Annotated in this window: 16 protein-coding genes; 13 read left to right on the top strand and 3 right to left on the bottom strand. The window is 53.8% G+C overall.

Going from position 1 to position 22,360, the window contains the following annotated elements:
• Positions 1-2: 2 nt before the first annotated feature.
• A complete protein-coding gene (gene ftsH / locus QJ036_RS05730; RefSeq protein ID WP_283230490.1) occupies positions 3-1,823 on the top strand; it encodes an ATP-dependent zinc metalloprotease FtsH in 1,821 nt (606 codons plus the stop codon).
• A gap of 298 nt (positions 1,824-2,121) precedes the next feature.
• Here ftsH and QJ036_RS05735 read toward each other — a convergent pair whose 3' ends face one another.
• Positions 2,122-3,189 (bottom strand): aminopeptidase P family protein, encoded by a 1,068-nt coding sequence (locus tag QJ036_RS05735; RefSeq protein WP_283230491.1) that lies wholly within the window; start codon positions 3,187-3,189, stop codon positions 2,122-2,124.
• Positions 3,190-3,330: 141 nt separating this feature from the next.
• Between QJ036_RS05735 and QJ036_RS05740 the strand changes: the two genes are divergently transcribed.
• The 3 genes from QJ036_RS05740 (at position 3,331) to QJ036_RS05750 (ending at position 7,658) form a co-directional block, all read left to right on the top strand.
• On the top strand, positions 3,331-5,394 hold the full coding sequence (locus QJ036_RS05740) for a glycoside hydrolase family 13 protein (protein WP_283230492.1): 2,064 nt from the start codon (positions 3,331-3,333) through the stop codon (positions 5,392-5,394).
• 91 nt (positions 5,395-5,485) lie between these two features.
• Positions 5,486-6,931 carry an FAD-dependent oxidoreductase gene (locus tag QJ036_RS05745; protein WP_283230493.1) on the top strand — a complete coding sequence of 482 codons (1,446 nt, stop codon included), beginning with the start codon at positions 5,486-5,488 and terminating at the stop codon, positions 6,929-6,931.
• 106 nt (positions 6,932-7,037) lie between these two features.
• Positions 7,038-7,658: a transcription repressor NadR gene (locus QJ036_RS05750; protein ID WP_331487490.1), complete on the top strand. Its 621-nt coding sequence runs from the start codon at positions 7,038-7,040 to the stop codon at positions 7,656-7,658.
• Between the two features lie 120 nt (positions 7,659-7,778).
• Here QJ036_RS05750 and QJ036_RS05755 read toward each other — a convergent pair whose 3' ends face one another.
• A complete protein-coding gene (locus QJ036_RS05755) occupies positions 7,779-8,522 on the bottom strand; it encodes a lysophospholipid acyltransferase family protein (RefSeq protein WP_283230494.1) in 744 nt (247 codons plus the stop codon).
• A 12-nt stretch (positions 8,523-8,534) separates the two neighbouring features.
• Positions 8,535-10,007 carry a nicotinate phosphoribosyltransferase gene (locus QJ036_RS05760; protein ID WP_283230495.1) on the bottom strand — a complete coding sequence of 491 codons (1,473 nt, stop codon included), beginning with the start codon at positions 10,005-10,007 and terminating at the stop codon, positions 8,535-8,537.
• 297 nt (positions 10,008-10,304) lie between these two features.
• On the opposite strand from QJ036_RS05760, the gene leuB reads away from it, so the two are divergent.
• The 9 genes from leuB to QJ036_RS05805 all read left to right on the top strand — a co-directional run bounded on the left by leuB (position 10,305) and on the right by QJ036_RS05805 (position 22,326).
• A complete protein-coding gene (gene leuB / locus QJ036_RS05765; RefSeq protein WP_283230496.1) occupies positions 10,305-11,396 on the top strand; it encodes a 3-isopropylmalate dehydrogenase in 1,092 nt (363 codons plus the stop codon).
• A gap of 40 nt (positions 11,397-11,436) precedes the next feature.
• On the top strand, positions 11,437-13,101 hold the full coding sequence (gene ilvD / locus QJ036_RS05770) for a dihydroxy-acid dehydratase (protein ID WP_283230497.1): 1,665 nt from the start codon (positions 11,437-11,439) through the stop codon (positions 13,099-13,101).
• Positions 13,102-13,116: 15 nt separating this feature from the next.
• Positions 13,117-14,802, top strand: a complete 1,686-nt coding sequence (ilvB, locus tag QJ036_RS05775) for a biosynthetic-type acetolactate synthase large subunit (protein WP_283230498.1) — start codon at positions 13,117-13,119, stop codon at positions 14,800-14,802.
• Between the two features lie 118 nt (positions 14,803-14,920).
• On the top strand, positions 14,921-16,006 hold the full coding sequence (gene serC, locus QJ036_RS05780; RefSeq protein WP_283230499.1) for a 3-phosphoserine/phosphohydroxythreonine transaminase: 1,086 nt from the start codon (positions 14,921-14,923) through the stop codon (positions 16,004-16,006).
• A gap of 37 nt (positions 16,007-16,043) precedes the next feature.
• Positions 16,044-17,216 carry a phosphoglycerate dehydrogenase gene (locus tag QJ036_RS05785; protein ID WP_283230500.1) on the top strand — a complete coding sequence of 391 codons (1,173 nt, stop codon included), beginning with the start codon at positions 16,044-16,046 and terminating at the stop codon, positions 17,214-17,216.
• Between the two features lie 11 nt (positions 17,217-17,227).
• Positions 17,228-18,463, top strand: a complete 1,236-nt coding sequence (locus tag QJ036_RS05790; RefSeq protein ID WP_283230501.1) for a DUF1015 domain-containing protein — start codon at positions 17,228-17,230, stop codon at positions 18,461-18,463.
• 119 nt (positions 18,464-18,582) lie between these two features.
• Positions 18,583-20,304 (top strand): single-stranded-DNA-specific exonuclease RecJ, encoded by a 1,722-nt coding sequence (gene recJ / locus QJ036_RS05795; protein ID WP_283230502.1) that lies wholly within the window; start codon positions 18,583-18,585, stop codon positions 20,302-20,304.
• A 111-nt stretch (positions 20,305-20,415) separates the two neighbouring features.
• Positions 20,416-20,940 carry an adenine phosphoribosyltransferase gene (locus QJ036_RS05800; protein WP_283230503.1) on the top strand — a complete coding sequence of 175 codons (525 nt, stop codon included), beginning with the start codon at positions 20,416-20,418 and terminating at the stop codon, positions 20,938-20,940.
• A gap of 3 nt (positions 20,941-20,943) precedes the next feature.
• Positions 20,944-22,326, top strand: coding sequence for a TrkH family potassium uptake protein (locus tag QJ036_RS05805; protein ID WP_283230504.1), 1,383 nt, complete (start codon positions 20,944-20,946; stop codon positions 22,324-22,326).
• The last annotated feature ends 34 nt before the right edge of the window (positions 22,327-22,360 follow it).

Below are 22,360 nucleotides of genomic sequence, written 5' to 3' on the forward strand. Positions count from 1 at the left end.
ATTTGCAGCAGAAGCAGAAAAGCGGGCTGGGGTTCTATCTGGCAATCATCATGATAGTGATCCTGGCATTCATGTGGATACGTAAGGATTTGTTACAGGAAGAGGAATGGCCCTGGCAGGAATTTGTCAATGCCGTGGAGCAGGGCGTGGTCACCGATGCGGAGATTTATCCCAACAAGGAGGTTCCCACCGGCTCCGTCCGTCTGTATTTCAATAACGGCGTCAAGTCCAGAACCTGGAATGTGGAGGACGTTAAGGAGGCAAAGCAGTTCCTGACAGACCATGATGTTTCCGTTGTCATGGGAAGTGTACCCGAGGAGGATACCTTTTTTACCATTGTGGTTCCTATCCTGGTGGGCATGTTGATCGTGGCAATGCTGGTCATGATGATGATCAACCGTTCCATGTCCGGCGGAAGCAATCAGAAGATGATGAATTTCGGAAAGAGCCGGGCAAGGGTCACCCGGGACGGCAATGGCGTCAACTTCAAGAAGGTGGCCGGCCTCGAGGAGGAAAAGGAGGATCTGGCGGAGATCGTGGATTTCCTGAAGAATCCGGGAAAATACATGAAGGTAGGGGCCAGGATTCCCAAGGGCGTGATTCTGGTGGGCCCTCCCGGAACAGGAAAGACACTTCTTGCCAAGGCGGTTGCGGGAGAAGCCGGAGTTCCCTTTTTCAGCATTTCCGGTTCCGATTTTGTGGAGATGTTTGTAGGTGTCGGTGCGTCCCGTGTCCGGGATCTGTTTGAAGATGCCAAGAAGAATGCGCCGTGCATCGTGTTTATTGATGAGATCGACGCGGTGGCCAGACGAAGAGGCACCGGCATGGGCGGCGGCCATGATGAGAGAGAGCAGACTCTGAACCAGCTGCTGGTTGAGATGGACGGCTTCGGTGTCAATGAGGGCATCATCGTTATGGCGGCAACCAACCGTGTGGATATTCTCGATCCGGCGATTCTACGTCCCGGCCGGTTTGACCGGAAGGTGGCGGTGGGCAGGCCTGACGTGAAGGGCCGTGAGGAGATCCTTCAGGTTCATGCGAAGGATAAGCCCCTGTCTGAAGATGTAGACCTGAAAAAGGTCGCACAGACAACAGCCGGCTTTACAGGTGCGGACCTTGAAAATCTGATGAATGAGGCGGCGATCCTTGCTGCCAAGGAAAACAGAGGCTTTTTAAAGCAGGCGGATATCGAGCGTTCCTTTGTGAAGGTGGGCATCGGTGCAGAAAAGAAGAGCAAGATCATTTCCGATAAGGATAAGCGGATCACGGCTTACCACGAAAGCGGCCATGCGATCCTGTTCCATCTGCTTCCGGAGGTGGGACCGGTCCATACGGTTTCCATTATCCCGACGGGAATCGGTGCAGCAGGCTATACCATGCCGCTTCCGGAGCAGGATGAGATGTTCAATACCAGGGGAAGAATGCTGCAGGAGATCGAAGTCAGCCTGGGCGGCCGGATCGCTGAGGAGCTGATCTTTGATGACATTACCACCGGTGCTTCCCAGGATATCAAGCAGGCCACGGAAATCGCCAGAAATATGGTGACCAAATACGGCATGTCCGACCGGATCGGCATGATCTGCTACGGTGACGATGACGATCAGGTGTTCATCGGCCGGGATCTGGCCCATACCAGGAGCTATGGTGAGGGGGTCGCCTCCACCATCGACGAAGAGGTGAAGCGGATCATTGATGGCTGCTATTCCAGGGCAAAGAAGATGCTGATGGACAATATGGATATTCTTCACAAAAGCTCGGCTCTTCTTCTGGAAAAGGAGAAGATCGGCGGCGAGGAATTTGAAGCGCTGTTTGAGAAGAAATAATCTGTTCAAAAAGGCAATTGGAAAAGAAAACACGGGAGAAGGGGACTTTTTATGAAAAAAGCATGAGATGTGTGAAGGTGTTGAGAAGAGATGCCGTGAAATCTGCTAAAAAAAAAATCGATTTTAGTGAAAGTTTGTGCACACTTAAAATACACCAAATGCTATAATAAATATCGTAAAAACCCCCCCCAATACATTTTTATATAGTTTTGCTACACCCCATAAGAAAGAAATACCTTCTCCTAAAACGGACAGCGATGAGCTGTCCGTTTTACTTTGTGAAGGAAGGGATCTGCCGTCACAGACAGATCAGATTTTTGGGGGAGGCGGTGATGTCCAGACAGCCGTCTTTTTCATAAACGAGTACATCCTCGATCCGCACGCCGAAACGGCCGGGCAGGTAAATGCCGGGCTCAGCAGAGACAACTGCATGGAAGGGCATGGGAGCGTCGTTTCTCAGGCTGGCATTGGGGGCCTCGTGGATTTCAATGCCCAGGGAATGGCCGAAGCCGTGACCAAAGTAGTCTCCATAGCCGGCCTTTTCGATGACTGCGGCGGCAGCATTGTGGATATCCCTGCCGGAAATGCCGGCCTTTGCTGCAGCGATACCGGCTTTCTGGGCTTCCAGCACCGTGTAGTAGACCTTTTCCATTTCTGCACTGGGACTTCCCACACAGATGGTTCTGGTCATGTCAGAGCAGTAGCCGTGGTACATGCAGCCAAAATCCATGGTGACAAATTCCCCGGTGCGGATTTCCTTTTTCGTGGGAATGGCATGAGGCTTGCTGCCGTTGGCGCCGGAGGCCACGATGGGATCAAAGGAATTTTTCTGTGCGCCGTACTTCATCTGAAGGTAGGTGAGTCTGGCGGCCAGCTCTGTTTCCTTTACCCCGGGACGAATGTCATTGAGAATCTCAGTAAAGGCCCGGTCTGTGATCTCCTGAGCCTTTTTCATCAGAAGAAGTTCAGCCTCATCCTTGGTCTCCCGAAGGGAGGAGAGAAGTCCTGACGCCGGAATAAGCGTTGTCTGAGGCGGAAGCACTTTTTTCAGAGCCTGATACATGGCGAAGCTTACCGCGTTTTCCTCAAAACCGAGGGAACGGATATCGAGAGCGCGGATACGGTCCGCGGCCAGTGTCAGATGATCATGGCCCGGGGTGACCGGACAGAGTTCCACGTGTTCGATGGACGCTGCCGCCTCCAGATAACGGCTGTCGGTGGAATAATAGCTTTTGCTTCGGGTAACGAGGACGAGACCTTCTCCGTGAAAACCAAGGGCATAGTATTCTCCGGGTTCGCTGGTGATCAGCAGGGCATCCAGATGATAGTTTGACAGTTCTTTTGTGATCTGCAGTAAATGATTCATGATTGAGCCTCCTTCTTCCTTCTATTATAGGAGCAAAGTGGTGGAAAAGTAAACGGGTTTTCAATATGGTGTTGCGGTAAAGCACGATTTGATATAGAATAGGAACAGACAAAAACCAAAGAGACAGTTAGGAGTGTTGGTATGTGTCCTGTAAATGGGATCAACAGGCAGGCCCTTTTCAGCGATGAGACGGCAGATTACCGATGTCCCATGGAACCGGAGGCGGGCGAACAGGTTTTGATCCGGTTCCGCACGGCAGCAGACAATGTGGACAGGGTATATCTGGTCGGGTGCGGAGGAACTGTTGAAAGCAGGATGATTCTTCGGACGAAGGGACCGGTATTTGATATATTTGAGACGGCGCTTTCTCTTACGGAGGCGTCTTTTGCGTACTGCTTCCGCGTGGAGCGGGAAAATGAAATATGCTGGTATAATAAGCTGGGGGTATCGGATACGCCCGGCTATGAGTATGCCTTTCGGATCACGCCCGGGTTCCATACGCCGGACTGGGCGAAGGGGGCTGTGATCTATCAGATATTTGTGGACCGGTTCTGCAATGGAGATAAGTCAAATGATGTAAAGGACGGCGAATATCTTTATGTGAACGGGCAGCCGGTCAGTCAGGTAAAGGAATGGGGGCAGTATCCCTCTGCTCTGGATGTAAATAATTTTTATGGCGGAGATCTTCAGGGCGTTCTGGACAAAATGGATTATATAAAGAGCCTGGGGGTCCAGGTTATTTATTTTAATCCGCTGTTCGTCTCTCCCTCCAATCACAAATATGACAGCCAGGATTACGATTATATTGATCCCCATTACGGGAAGATCATCAACGACGTGGAACGGCCGGTGAGGGACGGGGAGACCAACCGGGATGCCGCCGGATATATTGCACGGGTGACGGACAAGGTCAATCTGGAGGCCAGCAATGCTCTTTTTGCCCAGGTAGTGGAGGCGGCCCATGAGCGGGGAATGCGGGTGATCCTGGACGGAGTGTTCAATCACTGCGGCTCCTTCAACAAGTGGATGGACCGGGAACGGATCTACGAGGGCCAGGAGGGCTATGAGAAGGGCGCCTACGTGGCGGAGGACAGTCCTTACCGGAGCTTTTTCAGGTTTACCGGCGGCCAGTGGCCCTACAACAATCATTACGACGGCTGGTGGGGCTATGAGACGCTTCCCAAGCTGAATTATGAGGAATCAAAGGAGCTTTATGATTATATTATGAGGATCGGGCGCAAATGGGTGTCCGAGCCCTACAACGCCGACGGCTGGCGGCTGGATGTGGCTGCGGATCTGGGTCGCAGCGAGGAGTTCAACCATCAGTTCTGGCGGGATTTCCGCCGGAATGTGAAGGAGGCCAATCCTGAAGCCATCATTCTTGCGGAGCATTACGGAGATCCGGGCAGCTGGCTGCAGGGGGATCAGTGGGATACGGTGATGAATTACGATGCCTTCATGGAGCCTCTCACCTGGTTCCTCACCGGCATGGAGAAGCACAGCGATGAGCGCCACGATGAATTCTTTGGAGACGGCGAACTGTTTTTCCGGACCATGCTCCATCAGATGAGCCGGTTTCATGTTCAGTCTCTCCAGGTAGCCATGAATGAGCTTTCTAACCATGATCATTCCCGCTTCCTGACAAGGACCAACCGCACTGTGGGCCGCACCGGGACTCTGGGGCCTATAGCGGCTGAGACCGGTGTGAAGAAGGGGATCCTGCGGATGGCGGTGGTGGTCCAGATGACCTGGCCCGGCGCCCCCACCATTTATTACGGCGATGAGGCGGGGATGTGCGGCTGGACGGATCCGGACAACCGGCGGACCTATCCCTGGGGCAGCGAGGATCTGGAGCTCATCGAGTTCCATAAATATATGACCGGAAACCGCCGCAGGAACCCGGCCTTAAAGACCGGTTCTTTAAAACTGCTGGCGGCTGGTAAGGGCTTCATTGCCTATGGACGTTTCAATGAGAAGAACAGGCTGGCGGTGGTTCTCAATGTGGCAGAGGAGGAGCTTCATCTTGAAATTCCTGTGTGGGAGATCGGCGTCTCACCTGACGGGGTGATGGAGAGGCTGATGCTCACCGCCGACGACACCTACAACAGCGGGCGTCTGTCGTTTCCGGTGAAGGATGGTATTCTGACGGTGGACATGCCGCCGGAGAGTTCCATGCTGTTTGTGGAGATAAAAGAAGAGGAGTAGCTGAGTGATCAGACTGCTTCTCTTTTTTTATTCCCAAAAGGCAGTTTATTCCTTCGCTGTTTGGTGCATCCTAAGAGCGGAGGTGAAGACAATGCAGTCATTATGGACAGCAACGGCAGCTCTGCCGGAATACGAGGCTTTAAACGGAGACCGGAGGGCAGAAGCTGCCGTAATCGGAGCGGGAATGGCCGGAATCCTGACGGCCAGGCTCCTGAAAGAGGCGGGGGTCGATGTGGTGGTTCTGGAGGCGGACAGGATCGGGAGCGGCCAGACGAAGAATACCACGGCCAAGATCACATCTCAGCATGGGATGATCTACCATAAGCTGGCGGAAGTATTCAGCGCAGAGGCGGCGGTCCATTACGCGTCAGCTCAGGAAAAGGCCATAGGAGAATACCGGCGTATCATTGCGGAGTACGAAATTGATTGTGATTTTGCGGAGTGCAGCGCATACCTGTATTCCCGGAAAGAGGCCGGGCCGCTTCTTAAAGAGGCTGAAACGGCGAAGGCGGCAGGAATTGACGCGGCATTTACGGAGGAAACAGAGCTTCCTTTTCCGATAAAGGGGGCGGTCCGTTTCGGAGGACAGGCCCGCTTCCATCCTCTTAAATTTCTGGGAGGAACAGCGGAAGGGCTGACCATATATGAGCATACGCCGGTCCTCACCGTGGAGGGGAACCGGATCAAAACCGGGCGGGGAACGGTAACGGCGGAGCATATCATATTTGCCTGCCATTATCCCTTCATCAATGTGCCGGGCTATTATTTCATGAGGATGCACCAGGAACGGAGCTATGTGAAGGCTCTCGAGGGAGCTTCATTGCCGGAAGGGATGTATTACGGGATTGACGAGGGCGGTCTGTCCATCCGCAGGGCCGGAAACCTTCTGCTTCTCGGCGGCGGGAGCCACCGGACGGGGGAAAACAGGGAGGGAGGACGGTACCGGTGGCTTTTGGAGCAGGCCAGGGAATACTGGCCTCAATGCAGGGAACGGTTTCGCTGGTCGGCCCAGGACTGCATGCCTTTAGACAATATCCCATATATCGGACAGTTTTCCGGCGACACACCAAACTGGTATGTGGCCACCGGTTTTAAAAAGTGGGGGATGACCGGCTCCATGGCGGCGGCCATGATGCTGAGGGATGCTGTCACCGGCAGGGAAAATCCCGATGCAGAGCTCTTTTCTCTCCAGCGGTTTACCCCCTCTGCTTCGGCGGTGAGCTTTGTATCCGAGGGAGCCCATGCCGTAAAGAATCTGACCCGGCGAATCTTTGCGCCGCCGAGGGCGGAAACGGAGGAGCTGCCCTGCGGCCATGGCGGTATTGTGGAATATGAGGGAGAAAAAGCTGGAGTATATAAGGAGGAGGACGGAACGCTCCATGTAGTGTCCGTTAAATGTCCCCATATGGGATGTCAGCTGGAATGGAATCCCGATGAAAAGACCTGGGACTGCCCCTGCCACGGCTCCCGGTTTGATTACCGGGGAAAGCTTTTGAATAATCCGGCTCAGGAGGATCTGGAGACGGCGGAGCAGTAACGACGGTTTACCATAAGATAATAATCCTGCCGCGGAGGGGACTTTTCCGGGTAATGAAACGGAATATCCGCTGCCGCTGTGAGTGCGCCTGCAGGAGCATGAAACAGTGGTAGGAAAAAACGCTCCCGGAGAACGTGAGAAACAGTTGGCTTTTCGCATTGATTCGGTTATAATAGGAGCAGGAAAAGTACGGATCTCACAGATGAAGGGACGAGGAAGCATGGATGGAAAAGAGCGCAGACAGGGGATTCTCAAGGTGATGAGAGAGGGGGAGGGGCCGGTGTCCGGAGAGAAGCTGGCGAAGCTGTTCGGCGTCAGCCGGCAGGTGATCGTTCAGGATATCGCTCTTCTTCGGGCGGCGGATTATGAGATCCTTGCCACAAACCGGGGATATCTCTGTATCAGTCAGGCAGAGGCAGGCCGTGTGTTTCACGTATACCATAAAAATGAAGAGATTGCGGAAGAACTGAACAGCATCGTGGACTTCGGAGGAACTGTGGTGGATGTATTTGTGGAGCACGAGTCCTACGGGGAACTGCGGGTGCCGCTGGATATCCACACCAGGCGGGAAGTCACCGAGTTCGTGGAAAACATCAGGAGCGGAAATTCCAGTCCACTTATGACCATCACCTGCGGAGACCATTTCCACACGGTGCGGGCAGCCTCGGAAAAGATCCTGGATGAAATTCAGGAGGAGCTGGGAAAGAAAGGCTTCCTCAGAGAATAGCATGCGTTACAGAATTTGCCTGTCATATATAATTAAAAGGCGGTCAACCAACTGCGGTTGACCGCCTTTTCGGTGTGCGCCCTCCAGGCGCACGCCGCATAAATTATAATTATAAAACATCTAAACCGTTTCTCCTGAGCCTTTCATGTCCTCGGGCAGCATATCGAGGATCTTCTGCCTCGTATAGGAGCCCAGGAATTTCTTCTGTTCCTTGTCCAGAGCCTTGATGTCAATGGGCTCGCCAAAGGTGACTGTCACATGGGAACGCTTTACCCATGGGATATGGCTCTCAAAAATTTCCGCAGTGCCGGTAAAGGCGACCGGGATAATGGGGCAGCCTGTCTTTTCTGCGATCTTCATGCTGCCCTCCTTGAAATCCAGCATTCCCTTTCCCTTGTTTCTGGTGCCCTCCGGGAAGATCCAGATGCTGATGCCGTTCTTCACGTAGTCGATACCGGTCAGGATGGTTTTCAGGCCCTCCTTGATATTGGAACGGTCGAGGAACAGACAGTGAAGGTTTTTCATCCATCTTCTGAGAAACAGAATCTTTTCCATTTCCTTCTTGGCGACGAAGCCGCATTCCCCTTTGATCAGCCGGTAGCCGATGACAATATCAAAATAGCTTCTGTGATTTCCAACATAAAGTACCGGTTTGTCTTCAGGAATATGTTCGCGGCCCCGGACCTCGATCTTCGTTCCGGCGAGGAACAGGATCAGGCCGAAGGCGTGCTGAACCAGCCACAGGGAGCTTTTTGACCTGGCCGTGGGATTGATCTTTCCGATGATCCATTCCACCAGGAGCGCTGGACTGAACACAATAAGATACAGAAACAGAAACAGGCCGATCAGTATCAGTCTTATCATGGCAATCTCCTGTTATAGATTCTGCTGGTGGGTCATATTGTCGACGGCCTCCAGCAGGCTGTTTTTCGTGGCATAGAGCTTGGCTGAAAGATCAATGTGTGCCCGGTGGGGGTTGATGAGACGCTTTGCCTCATCCCAGAGGGTATCCAGCTCCTGCTGGCAGTAATCGCGGATCTCCATGACAGAGGGCGATTCATAAACGCATTGACCATTGTCAAAAACCTGTACGGGAAGCTCGCGGATGGTGTAGGTGCCGGGAGCCAGATGAGTCTTTTTCCAGGTGTCCACCGGATCAAACAAAAGAAGCGGCTGGCTGGCCGAATATTCCTCATCGGTGAGGGCAATCAGGTCGGCGATCATCTTGCCCGTATCGGTTCCGTAGATCCGGTAAACCGTCTTGTTGCCGGGATTGGTGACCTTCTCGCTGTTCTCGGAAAGCTTGATCTTGGGGATAAACTGGCCGGTGGCCTCGTCCTTCAGTGCAACCAGCTTGTACACACCGCCGAAGGCAGGCCAGTCGCTGCTGGTGATCATGTTGGTGCCGACGCCCCAGGAATTGATGGCGGCGCCCTGAGTCTTTAAGCTGTTGATCAGGTTTTCGTCCAGATCGCTGGAGGCGGAAATGATGGCGTCGGTAAAACCGGCCTCATCCAGCATCTTTCTGGCCTTCTTGGAAAGATAAGCCAGGTCGCCGCTGTCCAGACGGATGCCGTAGCCCTTGAGAGGAATGCCGGCTTCCTTCATTTCCTTAAATACACGGATGGCGTTGGGAACGCCGGAGCGGAGCGTATCGTAGGTGTCCACCAGAAGAATGCAGGCGGTGGGATACAGCTTCGCATAAGTACGGAAGGCAGTCAGCTCGTCGGGAAAGCTCATGATCCAGCTGTGGGCATGGGTGCCCTTCACCGGAACATCAAAGAGCTGGCCGGCCAGCACGTTGGAGGTGCCGATGCAGCCGCCGATCATGGCAGCCCTTGCTCCGTAAATGCCGGCGTCGGGACCCTGGGCACGGCGCAGGCCGAACTCCATGATTCCATCACCGCGGGCCGCATGGACAACACGGGCCGTCTTGGTGGCGATCAGGCACTGATGGTTGATGATGTTGAGGATGGCAGTCTCCACCAGCTGCGCCTCCATGATGGGGGCAATCACCTTGACCAGGGGCTCTCTGGGGAAAACCACGGTGCCTTCGGGGATGGCATAGATATCGCCGGAGAATTTGAAGTTTTTCAGATAGTCCAGGAAGTCCTCGTCGAAAAGACCGGTGCTTCGCAGATAATCGACTTCCTCTTCTCCGAAATGCAGATCCTTGATGTATTCAATGACCTGCTCCAGACCGGCCATGATGGCAAAGCCGTTGCCGCTGGGATTGGTTCTGTAAAAAACGTCGAAAACCGCCGTCTGATTTGCTTTTTCCTTGAAATAGCCCTGCATCATGGTAAGCTCGTAGAGGTCGGTCATCAATGTCAGGTTTCGGGTACTCATAGGTATCTCCTTTCGGCTGAGCCGCTGTCTTTGCGCGGTTCGGTTCTTTCCTGTCCATTATAGCACGTTTCAGAATTTACTCAAGCATTACATAAAAGTTTACAGGTGACAAGACTGAGAAAACGGGCATGCTATAATTTTCTATTAAGAATGCCTTGACTTCTATAACAATATGTTATGGCTGAAATTCCTTTCTTGTATGGGCGATTCCCGGGAAAATCCCATGTACAGCTTGAAAAACAAAGAAAAATAAGATAGTATAAAGGATAACTGAATGAAGAAGGAGAGGGAAAGCTCATGAATTACAACGTTGCGGTGATTCCCGGTGACGGCATCGGACCGGAAATCGTCACAGAGGCCATGAAGGTGCTGGACAAGGTCGGCGCTGTCTACGGTCATACATTTACATATAAGAAGCTTCTCATGGGAGGCGCGTCCATCGATGTTCACGGCGTCCCGCTGACGGAGGAGACCCTGGAGGAGGCGAGACACAGCGATTCCGTGCTGCTGGGTGCGGTCGGAGGAAATGTGGGAAATTCCCGCTGGTACGACGGACCGCCTCAGACGAGGCCTGAGGCAGGGCTTCTGGGGATCCGCAAAGGGCTGGAGCTTTTTGCCAATATCCGTCCGGCATGGCTTTATAAGGAGCTTGCTGATGCCTGTCCTCTGAAAAAGGAGATCATCGGCGACGGGTTTGATATGGTGATCATGCGGGAGCTGACCGGCGGACTGTACTTCGGTGAGCGCCATACGGTGACGGAAAACGGCGTGAGAAAGGCCACAGACACTCTCGTATACGATGAGAACGAGATCCGCCGTATTGCGGTCAAGGCCTTCGAGATTGCCAGAAAGCGCTCTGGAAATCTGATCAGTGTGGACAAGGCCAACGTTCTGGATTCCTCCAGACTCTGGAGGGCAGTAGTCAACGAGACCGCGGCAGAGTATCCAGACGTGAAGGTGAGCCATATGCTGGTGGACAACGCGGCCATGCAGCTGGTCATGAATCCCGGTCAGTTTGACGTGGTGCTGACAGAGAACATGTTCGGCGATATTCTTTCCGACGAGGCCAGCGAGATCACAGGCTCCATCGGCATGCTGCCCAGCGCAAGTCTGGGAAAGACAAAGCTGGGGCTCTACGAGCCCAGCCACGGCTCCGCACCGGATATTGCGGGAAAAGACATTGCAAACCCTCTGGCGACGATCCTGTCGGCGGCGATGATGCTCCGGTATTCCTTTGATCTGGATGAGGAGGCAGACGCCGTGGAGGCGGCGGTGCAGCAGGTGCTGACCGATGGCTACCGGACCGGTGATATTTACTCCGAGGGCTGCATAAAGGTGGGTACAAAGGAAATGGGAAGCCTTGTGGCAGATCGTATCCTTATCAGATAGTTACAGGATCATTTAATTAAAGAAAGAGAAGGGAAAATAGATGAGAAGTGATGCAGTAAAGAAGGGGATGCAGCAGGCTCCCCACAGATCTTTGTTCAATGCACTGGGATTTACCGAAGAGGAAATGGAAAAGCCCCTGATCGGCATTGTCAGCTCCTACAATGAGATCGTACCTGGTCATATGAATCTGGATAAGATCGTGGCAGCTGTAAAGCAGGGCGTTGCCATGGCAGGCGGTACTCCGGTGGTATTTCCGGCCATTGCCGTGTGCGACGGCATTGCCATGGGCCACACCGGTATGAAATATTCCCTGGTGACCAGAGACCTGATCGCCGATTCCACCGAATGTATGGCACTGGCTCATCAGTTCGACGCCCTCGTCATGGTTCCCAACTGTGACAAGAATGTGCCCGGACTTCTGATGGCAGCGGCCAGACTGAATATCCCCACCATTTTCGTCAGCGGCGGCCCCATGCTGGCGGGACACGTGAAGGGGAAGAAGAGAAGCCTTTCCAGCATGTTTGAGGCAGTCGGCTCCTACAGCGCAGGCACCATGAGCGAGGATGAGGTCAGAGAGTACGAGAATAAGGTCTGCCCCACCTGCGGCTCCTGCTCCGGCATGTATACGGCCAACAGCATGAACTGCCTGACGGAGGCGCTTGGCATGGGACTTCCCGGCAACGGAACCATCCCTGCTGTATATTCTGAGAGGATCAAGCTGGCAAAGCATGCCGGCATGAAGATCATGGAGCTCCTGGAGAAGGATATCAAGCCCCGCGATATCATGACAGAGAAGGCATTTATGAATGCCCTCACCGTGGATATGGCCCTGGGCTGCAGCACCAACAGTATGCTCCATCTGCCCGCCATTGCCCATGAGGCAGGGGTGGAGCTCAATGTGGACATTGCCAATGAGGTCAGCGCAAGGACCCCCAACCTGTGCCATCTGGCTCCTGCAGGCCCCACCTATATGGAGGACCTCAATGAGGCCGGCGGTGTTTACGCGGTAATGCATGAATTAAGCAAGAAGAACCTGTTATATACCGACCTGATCACAGCAACCGGAAAGACAGTCGGCGAGAATATCGCAGGCTGTGAGATCCGCGACAAAGAGGTGATCCGTCCTCTGGATAATCCCTACAGCCAGACCGGCGGTCTTGCCATCCTGAAGGGCAACATTGCCCCCGATTCCGGCGTGGTGAAGCGCTCTGCCGTGGTTCCTGAAATGATGAAGCATGAAGGCCCCGCAAGAGTGTTTGACTGCGAGGAGGATGCCATTGCAGCCATCAAGGGCGGAAAGATCGTGGCCGGCGATGTGGTCGTGATCCGTTATGAAGGCCCCAAGGGCGGCCCCGGCATGAGAGAAATGCTGAATCCCACCTCTGCCATTGCAGGCATGGGTCTGGGCTCCAGCGTGGCCCTGATCACCGACGGACGGTTTTCCGGCGCTTCCAGAGGCGCGTCCATCGGCCATGTATCTCCCGAGGCGGCAGTCGGCGGTCCCATTGCCCTCATTGAAGAAGGCGACATTATCCAGATCGACATCGATGCATGCACCCTGAACGTGAAGGTTTCCGATGAGGAACTGGCGGCAAGACGGGCAAAATGGCAGCCCAGAGAGCCGAAGATCACCGAAGGCTACCTGAAACGGTACGCCAGCCTGGTAACATCCGGAAACAGGGGCGCAATTCTTGAGCTTAAATAATGAGGAGGAAAACTTATGAAGCTGACAGGTGCGGAGATTGTAGTTGAGTGCCTGAAGGAACAGGGAGTCGATACGGTTTTCGGCTATCCCGGCGGTACCATTTTGAATATTTACGATGCATTATATAAACATTCCGACGAGATCCATCATGTGCTTACATCCCATGAGCAGGGGGCTTCCCATGCGGCGGACGGCTATGCGAGAGCGACCGGAAAGGTGGGCGTCTGCCTGGCGACCTCCGGTCCCGGAGCCACCAATCTCGTCACGGGAATCGCCACCGCTCAGATGGATTCGGTTCCCATGGTGGCCATCACGGCCAACGTGGCGGTGAACCTGCTGGGAAGGGATACCTTCCAGGAGGTGGACATTGCAGGCGTGGTCATGCCCATCACGAAACACAGCTTTATCGTCAAGGATGTCACCAAGCTGGCGGATACCATCCGCAGAGCCTTCTACATTGCAAAGGAAGGACGTCCCGGCCCGGTTCTGGTGGATATCACCAAGGATGTGACGGCGGCGGAGACCGAGTACACACCGGTGAAGCCGGAGAAGGTGCTTCCCAGGGTGGATACCATCAAGGAGAGCGATATCGACCGTGCTATCGAGATGATCGAGAAATCGGAGCGGCCCTACATTTTTGTGGGAGGCGGAGTTACCATTTCCGGAGCTTCCGAAGAACTCATGGAGTTTGCAGAGAAGGTGGATGCGCCTGTGGCTGATACCCTTATGGGCAAGGGAGCCTTCCCCGGAGAGCATGAGCGCTATACGGGTATGGTAGGTATGCATGGTACAAAAACCTCCAATCTGGGAATCACAAAGAGCGATCTTTTAATCACCATCGGAGCCCGCTTCAGCGACCGGGTGACCGGAAATACCAAGCGGTTTGCCAGAGATGCGAAGATCCTTCACATTGATGTGGATGCGGCAGAGATCAACAAGAATATCCTGACGGACGCTTCCATCGTGGGAGATGCCAAAGAGGTTCTGAAGCGTCTCAATGAGCGTCTGAGCCAGCAGGATCATCATGAATGGGTGGCTGAGATCGAGGCCATGAAGGAGCGTCATCCGCTGACCTACAATCCGGAGCTCCTGACAGGACCTTACGTGATCGAAACCCTCTACCGGCTGACAAAGGGAGACGCCATTGTGACCACCGACGTGGGACAGCATCAGATGTGGGCGGCTCAGTTCTATAAATACAAGGCTCCCAGGACCTTTATCACCTCCGGCGGTCTTGGTACCATGGGCTACGGTCTGGGCGCGGCTATGGGAGCAAAGATGGGAAGACCCGATGTTCCCGTGTTCAACATTGCCGGCGACGGCTGCTTCCGTATGAATATGAATGAGATCGCATCGGCGGTGCGAAATAACATCCCCGTCATCGAGATCGTCATCAACAATCATGTGCTGGGCATGGTTCGTCAGTGGCAGACCCTGTTCTACGGAAAACGGTATTCCAATACGATCCTGCAGGACAAGACGGATTTTGTGAAGGTGGCAGAGGCCATGGGCGCAAAGGGTATCCGGGTGACGAAGAAGGAAGAGGTGGAACCGGCCATCAAAGAGGCCATGGCAGCAGGAGAACCGGTGGTCATCGATGTTCAGATCGACTGCGACGACAAGGTATTCCCCATGGTTGCGCCGGGCGGAGCCATTGAAGAGGCCTTTAATCAGGAAGATTTGGATGCAAAACAGGCATAAATGCCGGGAAAATGGTAAAAATTTGACAAAATTGAACCGGGTAGCTTTACAGCCGCCCGGTTCGTGTATTATACTTATAGGCGCATGAAATACGGCATTGCGCGAGGAGGATTATGAAATGAGCAGAGTATACAATTTTTCGGCGGGCCCGGCGGCGCTGCCGGAGGAGGTACTGAAGGAAGCGGCTGCAGAGATGCTGGACTATGCAGGAACCGGCATGTCTGTCATGGAGATGAGCCACCGCTCCAAAACCTTTGATAAGATCATCAAGGATGCAGAGCAGGATCTCCGCGACCTGATGGGAATTCCCGACAATTACAAGGTCCTGTTCTTACAGGGAGGCGCCCATCTGCAGTTTGCCATGGTTCCCATGAACCTGATGAAGAACGGCGTTGCAGATTACATTGTGACCGGCAACTGGGCAAAGCGTGCCTGGAAGGAAGCGTCCAAGTTCGGAAAGGCCAACTGTATTGCTTCCAGTGAGGACAAGAATTTCAGCTATATTCCCGACTGCTCCGATCTGCCGGTGGATGAGGATGCAGATTATGTTTATATCTGTCAGAACAACACCATTTACGGAACCCAGTTCCACACCCTTCCCAACACAAAGGGAAAGACGCTGGTAGCGGACGTATCCTCTTGCTTCCTGTCCGAACCTGTTGATGTGGAAAAATACGGAATGATCTACGGCGGCGTCCAGAAGAATATCGGACCGGCTGGTGTGGTCATCGCCATCATCCGCGAGGATCTGATCACCGAGGACGTATATCCGAACACACCTACCATGCTTCAGTATAAGACCCATGCCGACAAGGATTCTCTTTACAATACACCGCCGGCATACGGCATTTATATCTGCGGCAAGGTATTCAAGTGGTTAAAGAAGATGGGCGGTCTGTCTGTGATCAAGGAGCGCAATGAAAAGAAGGCAGCTCTTCTGTACGGCTTCCTGGATGAGAGCAAGCTCTTTACCCCCACCGCAGAAAAAGGATCCCGTTCCTATATGAATGTGGATTTTGTGACCGGTGACAAAGAGCTGGATGCCCAGTTTGTGAAGGAGGCAGAGGAAGCAGGCCTCTCCGGTCTGAAGGGCCACAGAAGCGTGGGCGGCATGAGAGCCAGCATTTACAATGCGGTGACGGTGGAAGCCGTGGAGGCTCTTGTGAAGTTCATGAAGGAATTTGAAGAAAAGCACAGCAGATAAGATACAGAATACAAAGACGATCATGTGGAGGGAAAAAATGAGTAGAAAGATTCACTGTCTGAATCCGATTTCCCAGACGGGGCTTAAGCTCCTCACGGCGGATTACGAGCTGACAGATAAGGCAGAGGAAGCGGAAGGAATTCTGGTCCGGAGCGCTTCCATGCATGAGATGGAGCTGCCGGCCGGCCTGGAGGCCATTGCGAGAGCCGGAGCCGGAGTCAACAATATTCCCCTGGATAAGTGCACAGAGAAGGGAATCGTGGTATTCAATACGCCGGGAGCCAATGCCAATGGCGTGAAGGAGCTGGTTCTGGCCGGAATGCTCATGGCAGCCAGAGACATCAACGGCGGAATCGAATGGGTAAAGGAAAACAAAGAGGACGCTAATATCAGCAAGGATATGGAGAAGAGCAAAAAGAAATTTGCCGGAACGGAGATCAAGGGCAAGCGTCTCGGTGTCATCGGCCTCGGCGCCATCGGCGTTCAGGTGGCCAACGCCGCCGCTGACCTCGGCATGAAGGTTTACGGTTATGATCCGTTCATTTCCGTCAACGGTGCATGGCAGCTCTCTCCCTTTATCGAGCACGTGACAGATCTGGATGATATCTATAAAAACTGCGATTACATTACCGTTCATGTGCCTCTGCTGGACAGCACAAGAGAGATGATCAATAAGGATGCCTTCGCAAAGATGAAGGACGGCGTTGTAATCCTCAATTACGCCCGTGATCTTCTGGTCAATGATGACGATATGCTGGAGGCTCTTGAGAGCGGAAAGGTCCACAGATATATGACCGATTTCCCTAATCCGAAGGTCACCCATATGCCCGGCGTGATCGCAACGCCCCATCTGGGCGCATCCACGGCAGAGTCCGAGGACAATTGTGCCGAGATGGCGGTCAAGGAACTGATGGATTATCTGGAGACCGGCTCCATCCGCAATTCCGTCAATTATCCGGCCTGCGAGATGCCTCCCTGCCGGGGAGCCTGCCGTCTGTGTATTTTCAACGTGAATAAGCCCAACATGATCGGCCAGTTTGCGTCTGTGCTGGCGGAGGAGGGCGTCAACATCCCCGACATGCAGAATAAGAGCAAGGGTGAGGTGGCTTACACCATTATGGATGCGGATCAGGAGGTTTCCCAGAGAGTCGTGGACCGTCTGATGGAGATCGACGGCGTTTACAAGGTCCGCGTAATGAAGGCAGAGTAAGGAGAAGACCAATGGCAGCAGTGAAGCCCTTTTTGTGTATCCGCCCGGAGGCCTCGGTGGTTTCCCGGGTGGCGGCCCTTCCCTATGATGTGTACAGCCGGGCAGAGGCAAAGGCGGAGGTTCAGAGAGAACCTCTTTCCTTCCTTCGGATCGACCGGGCGGAAAGTCAGTTTTCCGACGATGTGGATACGTATGCCGACTGTGTCTATGAGAAGGCCAGGGAGCTTTTGGACGGTATGATAACCGACGGGCTCCTTATAAAGGACGAAACCCCCTGTTATTATATTTATCGGCTGACTATGGACGGGCGGGCCCAGACAGGCATTGTGGCCTGCTCCTCCATTGACGATTATGCCGACGGCACTATCCGGAAGCATGAGAATACGAGAGCTGACAAGGAGCTGGACAGGATCCGCCACGTGGATGCCTGTGATGCCCAGACCGGTCCGATTTTCCTGGCCTATCGGTCCAGAGAGGAGATCAATGCTCTGGTGGCGGAGGTCATGAACGAGTCCCCTCTTTATGATTTCCTGGCCGATGACGGCGTGGGGCATACCGTATGGAGAATCAGTGAACCGGGACGGGTGAAGGCGCTGGAGGAGAGTTTTTCCAAAGTGCCCAATACCTACATTGCCGACGGCCATCACCGGGCTGCATCGGCGGTGAAGGTCGGCTTTAAGCGCAGGGAGGAAAATCCCGGTTACCGGGGGGATGAGCCCTACAATTACTTTCTGTCGGTGCTGTTCCCCGACGATGAGCTTTTCATCATGGATTACAACCGGGTGGTGAAGGATCTGAACGGTCTTTCCGAAGCAGAATTTCTGGACCGGATCACTGAGAGTTTCCAGGTGCAGCAGATGGGAACAGAGCCCTGGAAGCCGGAGAAAAAGGGTCAGTTTGGCATGTTCCTTTCCGACTGCTGGTACTGTCTGACGACAAAGCGGCCCATGAGCGGGGATCCGGTGGAGGATCTGGACGTATCGGTGCTGCAGGAAACGCTGCTGGCGCCTGTTCTGGGTATCGGCGATCCCAGAACCGACAGCCGGATCGCTTTCATCGGCGGGATCCGCGGCCTTTCGGAGCTGGAGCGCCGCTGTCATACGGATATGAAGGTGGCTTTTTCCATGTATCCCACCTCCATCGGCGAGCTTTTCCAGGTGGCGGACGCGTCCCGGCTGATGCCTCCGAAATCCACATGGTTTGAGCCCAAGCTGAGAAGCGGGATCTTTATACATAAGTTGTCGTAGAAAACGGCGGAGGAAAACGGATCGATTTGACCGCCGTTTAAAAAGGGGCAGCCATGGAGGCTGCCCCTTTGTCGCATTTAAGGAAATGAAGAAATTCTTTGAAAGGCCGGGGGAACGAAATGAAGGAAGAATGGAGAGTTTACGGGAAAAAAGCAGACTTTAAGGGACTTTCCCAGCATCTTGGCATCGATCAGGTGACGGCGCGGATCATCCGGAACCGGAATGTGGAGAGCGGTGAGGAGATTTATGCCTACCTTTACGGAGGCTTATCTGACAGCCCTTCTCCTTTTCTCCTGAAGGACATGGATGAAACGGTGGATATCCTGGGAAACAAGATCCACGACGGGAAACCGGTCCGGATCATCGGAGATTATGATGTGGACGGAGTCTGTGCCACTTATATTCTGGTGACAGCGCTTAAGCGTCTGGGAGCTGTCGTGGATTACGACATTCCGGACCGGGTGAAGGACGGCTACGGGATCAATGTGAACATCATCGAGCGGGCAGCTGATGACGGAATCGATACGCTGCTCACCTGTGACAACGGCATTGCGGCCTGGAGCCAGATCACCTATGCCAGATCTCTGGGAATGACGGTGCTGGTTACAGATCACCATGAGGTTCCCTTTGATGGGGAGGGGGAGGGAAAGACAGAGGTCCTTCCGCCTGCTGATGCAGTCATCAATCCTCATCAGGCAGCCTGCCCCTATCCCTTTAAGCTGCTTTGCGGCGCGGCTGTTGCCTACAAGCTGGCAGCGGCTCTTTATGAGACCTGGAATATTCCTGAAGAGGAGCTTTCTCCCTTTGTGGAGGCGGCGGCCCTGGCTACTGTGGGAGATGTGATGGTCCTTCAGGGGGAGAACCGGATCCTGGTGAAGGAGGGCTTAAAACGGATGGCTCATTCCCGGATCCCGGGCCTGAATGCTCTTATGGAGGTCAACGGGCTGGATCCCCGAAAGCTGGGCAGTTATCATCTTGGCTTTGTCATCGGTCCCTGCCTCAATGCCGGCGGCAGGCTGGACACGGCAAAGAAATCTCTGGCGCTGTTTCTGGCAGAAGGACAGGAGGCAGAGGCCCTTGCCTGGGAGCTCAAGGAGTTGAATGATCAGCGGAAGGATATGACTGCAAAAAATGTGGAAGCAGGTATCTATTATATAGAAGAAACAGGGATCAAAGACGATCCTGTCTATGTGGTCTATCTGCCGGACTGCCATGAGAGCCTGGCGGGAATTGTGGCCGGAAAGCTGCGGGAGCGGTATCAGCATCCGGTCTTTGTGATCACAAAGGCGGCCTCGGGCCTGAAGGGCTCCGGGCGGAGTATTCCTTCCTATTCTATGTATGAGCGCCTGGCAGCCTGCCGGGAATATCTGACGGCCTTCGGCGGCCATCCTATGGCGGCGGGGCTCTCTCTGCCGGAAGAGAATCTGGAGCCTTTGCGGGCGGCTCTCAATGAAAACAGCGGTCTTTCGGAACCGGATTTTGTGAAACGACTGTGGATCGATGTGCCCATGCCTTTTGAGTATGTGACGGAGAAGCTGATCGAGGAATTCAGGCTTCTGGAGCCCTTTGGAAATGGCAATGAGAAGCCGCTGTTCGCCCAGAAAAACCTGACTGTGAGGACAAAGAACCTTTTTGGGAAAAACAGAAACGTGCTGAAGCTTCTTCTTTCTGATGAAATGGGGAGGAATATTCCCGCAGTTCTGTTTCAGGATGCAGAAAAGGCGGAGGAGCGGCTGTTTTGCGGAGAGAAGATTTCCGTGGCCTATTATCCCGACATCAATGAATATATGGGGAGACGGAGCCTGCAGATGGTGATCCAGAGCTGGTTTCCCGCAGAGTAGAAGACTTGTCCCATAATGGGGAGATTACCGGTTGCCAATCTGCCGGTGGGATACTATAATAAAAATGTATGCGGAAAGATCAGGCCGCAATAAGAAACGGAGGGTAAAAGAATGAAGAAAATAGAAGAATATGTGAGAAGTATTCCGGATTTCCCGGAGCCGGGAATCATTTTCCGCGATGTTACATCCATCCTTCAGGATGCGGACGGCCTTCATCTGGCCATCGATCTTCTGCAGGACACCCTTAAGGATGTGGATTTTGACGTGGTGGTGGGACCGGAATCCAGAGGTTTCATATTTGGCGTGCCTGTTGCCTATAATCTTCACAAAGCCTTTGTTCCCGTCAGAAAGAAGGGAAAGCTGCCCTGTGAGACGGTGGAAATGGAGTACGATCTGGAGTACGGCAGCGCCGTCATCGAGATGCACAAGGATTCTATCAAGCCCGGACAGAGGGTGGTGATCATTGACGATCTGATCGCAACCGGCGGTACCATCGAGGCTATCATCAAGCTGGTGGAGAGCCTTGGCGGTGAGGTGGTAAAGATCAGCTTTGTGATGGAGCTTGCAGGTCTCAAAGGCCGTGAGAGACTTTCCGGCTATGATGTGTCCAGCGTGATCCGCTATGAAGGAAAATAATATATGGAAGAGAGAATAATTTCTCCAAGGCGAAAGAGAGGGCTTTCGACCACCAGGATCATTGCACTCGGCTTCGTGGCGGCGATCCTGGCGGGGGCGGTGATCCTGATGCTTCCCGTCTCTTCTGCCGACGGGACCTGGACCCGGCCCATTGACGCCCTGTTTACGGCTACCACCAGTATCTGCGTGACGGGTCTGGTGACGGTGACCACGGCGGTTCACTGGAGCCTGTTCGGCCAGATTGTGATTTTGATCCTGGCGCAGCTGGGCGGTCTCGGAGTCATTACCGTGACCATGTGTGTGCTGATCCTTCTCGGAAAACGGATCACCCTGAAGGACCGCATGCTGATTCAGGAGACCTACAGTACAGATACCTTATCCGGCCTGGCCAGGCTGGTGGTGCGGATCGTAAAGGGTACCTTTCTTCTGGAGGGGCTTGGCGTGATCGGCTATGCGACGGTATTTATTCCCGAGTTCGGCTTCTGGCCGGGACTCTGGAAATCCATCTTCAACGCAGTTTCGGCCTTCTGCAATGCGGGAATGGACGTGGTGGGGGAGGCAAGCCTGCGGGCGTATGTAAATAATCCTATCATCAATATCACGACCATGGTTCTGGTAATCCTTGGAGGCCTGGGGTTTGTGGTCTGGTGGAACCTTCTGGATGCCTGGAAAAAACGAAAGGAAAAAAACAGGGGGTTTGTCATGGGACTCAGCCTTCATACCAAGCTGGTTCTTGTGATGACGGCTGTGCTGCTCCTCGGCGGAGCGCTGCTCTTTTTCCTGTTTGAACAGGGCAATCCTGACACCATCGGAGAGATGGGATTGGGAGACAAGATCATGGCCTCTGTGTTCCAGTCGGTGACAACGAGAACAGCCGGCTTTGAGACCATTCCTCAGGCGAATCTGACGGAGGGCTCGACTCTATTGACGATGATCCTCATGGTGATCGGCGGATCTCCGGCAGGTACGGCCGGCGGTATCAAAACCACTACAGTGGGGATCCTGATCCTCATGATCCTGTCGACCATCCGGGGTAAGAAGGAAACGGAGTTTATGAGGCGCCGCATCTCTGCGGAGGCAGGGCGGACGGCCCTGACCGTGGTGGGACTGGCTTTTATGGTGGTGGTCACCGCGTCGCTGCTTTTGTTTGCCAGCGACGGCCTCGGTTTCCAGGATACCCTCTATGAGGTGGCCTCAGCCATGGGCACGGTGGGGCTGACAAGAGGAATCACTGCCGGCCTGTCCACAGCAGGAAAGCTGGTGATCATTGTTGTCATGTATATCGGCCGTATCGGTCCTGTGACGGTGGCCTTTGCGCTGGCCATGAAGCGGAAGGGAAAGGATGCCAATTTCTCACTTCCGGAGGAACGGGTGTTGATTGGATAGAAAGAAATAATTATCTATGAAAAGAAATAAAAAA

It is taken from the genome of Fusibacillus kribbianus (assembly GCF_030053595.1).
Taxonomy (GTDB): Bacteria; Bacillota; Clostridia; order Lachnospirales; family Lachnospiraceae; genus Lientehia; species Lientehia kribbiana.

What these genes read in the sequence shown, in the direction of transcription:
- QJ036_RS05735 (WP_283230491.1), bottom strand. Translation starts at nt 3,189, where the DNA reads ATGAATCATTTACTGCAGATCACAAAAGAACTGTCAAACTATCATCTG.
- QJ036_RS05740 (WP_283230492.1), top strand. Translation starts at nt 3,331, where the DNA reads ATGTGTCCTGTAAATGGGATCAACAGGCAGGCCCTTTTCAGCGATGAG.
- QJ036_RS05745 (WP_283230493.1), top strand. Translation starts at nt 5,486, where the DNA reads ATGCAGTCATTATGGACAGCAACGGCAGCTCTGCCGGAATACGAGGCT.
- QJ036_RS05755 (WP_283230494.1), bottom strand. Translation starts at nt 8,522, where the DNA reads ATGATAAGACTGATACTGATCGGCCTGTTTCTGTTTCTGTATCTTATT.
- QJ036_RS05760 (WP_283230495.1), bottom strand. Translation starts at nt 10,007, where the DNA reads ATGAGTACCCGAAACCTGACATTGATGACCGACCTCTACGAGCTTACC.
- leuB (WP_283230496.1), top strand. Translation starts at nt 10,305, where the DNA reads ATGAATTACAACGTTGCGGTGATTCCCGGTGACGGCATCGGACCGGAA.
- ilvD (WP_283230497.1), top strand. Translation starts at nt 11,437, where the DNA reads ATGAGAAGTGATGCAGTAAAGAAGGGGATGCAGCAGGCTCCCCACAGA.
- ilvB (WP_283230498.1), top strand. Translation starts at nt 13,117, where the DNA reads ATGAAGCTGACAGGTGCGGAGATTGTAGTTGAGTGCCTGAAGGAACAG.
- serC (WP_283230499.1), top strand. Translation starts at nt 14,921, where the DNA reads ATGAGCAGAGTATACAATTTTTCGGCGGGCCCGGCGGCGCTGCCGGAG.
- QJ036_RS05785 (WP_283230500.1), top strand. Translation starts at nt 16,044, where the DNA reads ATGAGTAGAAAGATTCACTGTCTGAATCCGATTTCCCAGACGGGGCTT.
- QJ036_RS05790 (WP_283230501.1), top strand. Translation starts at nt 17,228, where the DNA reads ATGGCAGCAGTGAAGCCCTTTTTGTGTATCCGCCCGGAGGCCTCGGTG.
- recJ (WP_283230502.1), top strand. Translation starts at nt 18,583, where the DNA reads ATGAAGGAAGAATGGAGAGTTTACGGGAAAAAAGCAGACTTTAAGGGA.
- QJ036_RS05800 (WP_283230503.1), top strand. Translation starts at nt 20,416, where the DNA reads ATGAAGAAAATAGAAGAATATGTGAGAAGTATTCCGGATTTCCCGGAG.
- QJ036_RS05805 (WP_283230504.1), top strand. Translation starts at nt 20,944, where the DNA reads ATGGAAGAGAGAATAATTTCTCCAAGGCGAAAGAGAGGGCTTTCGACC.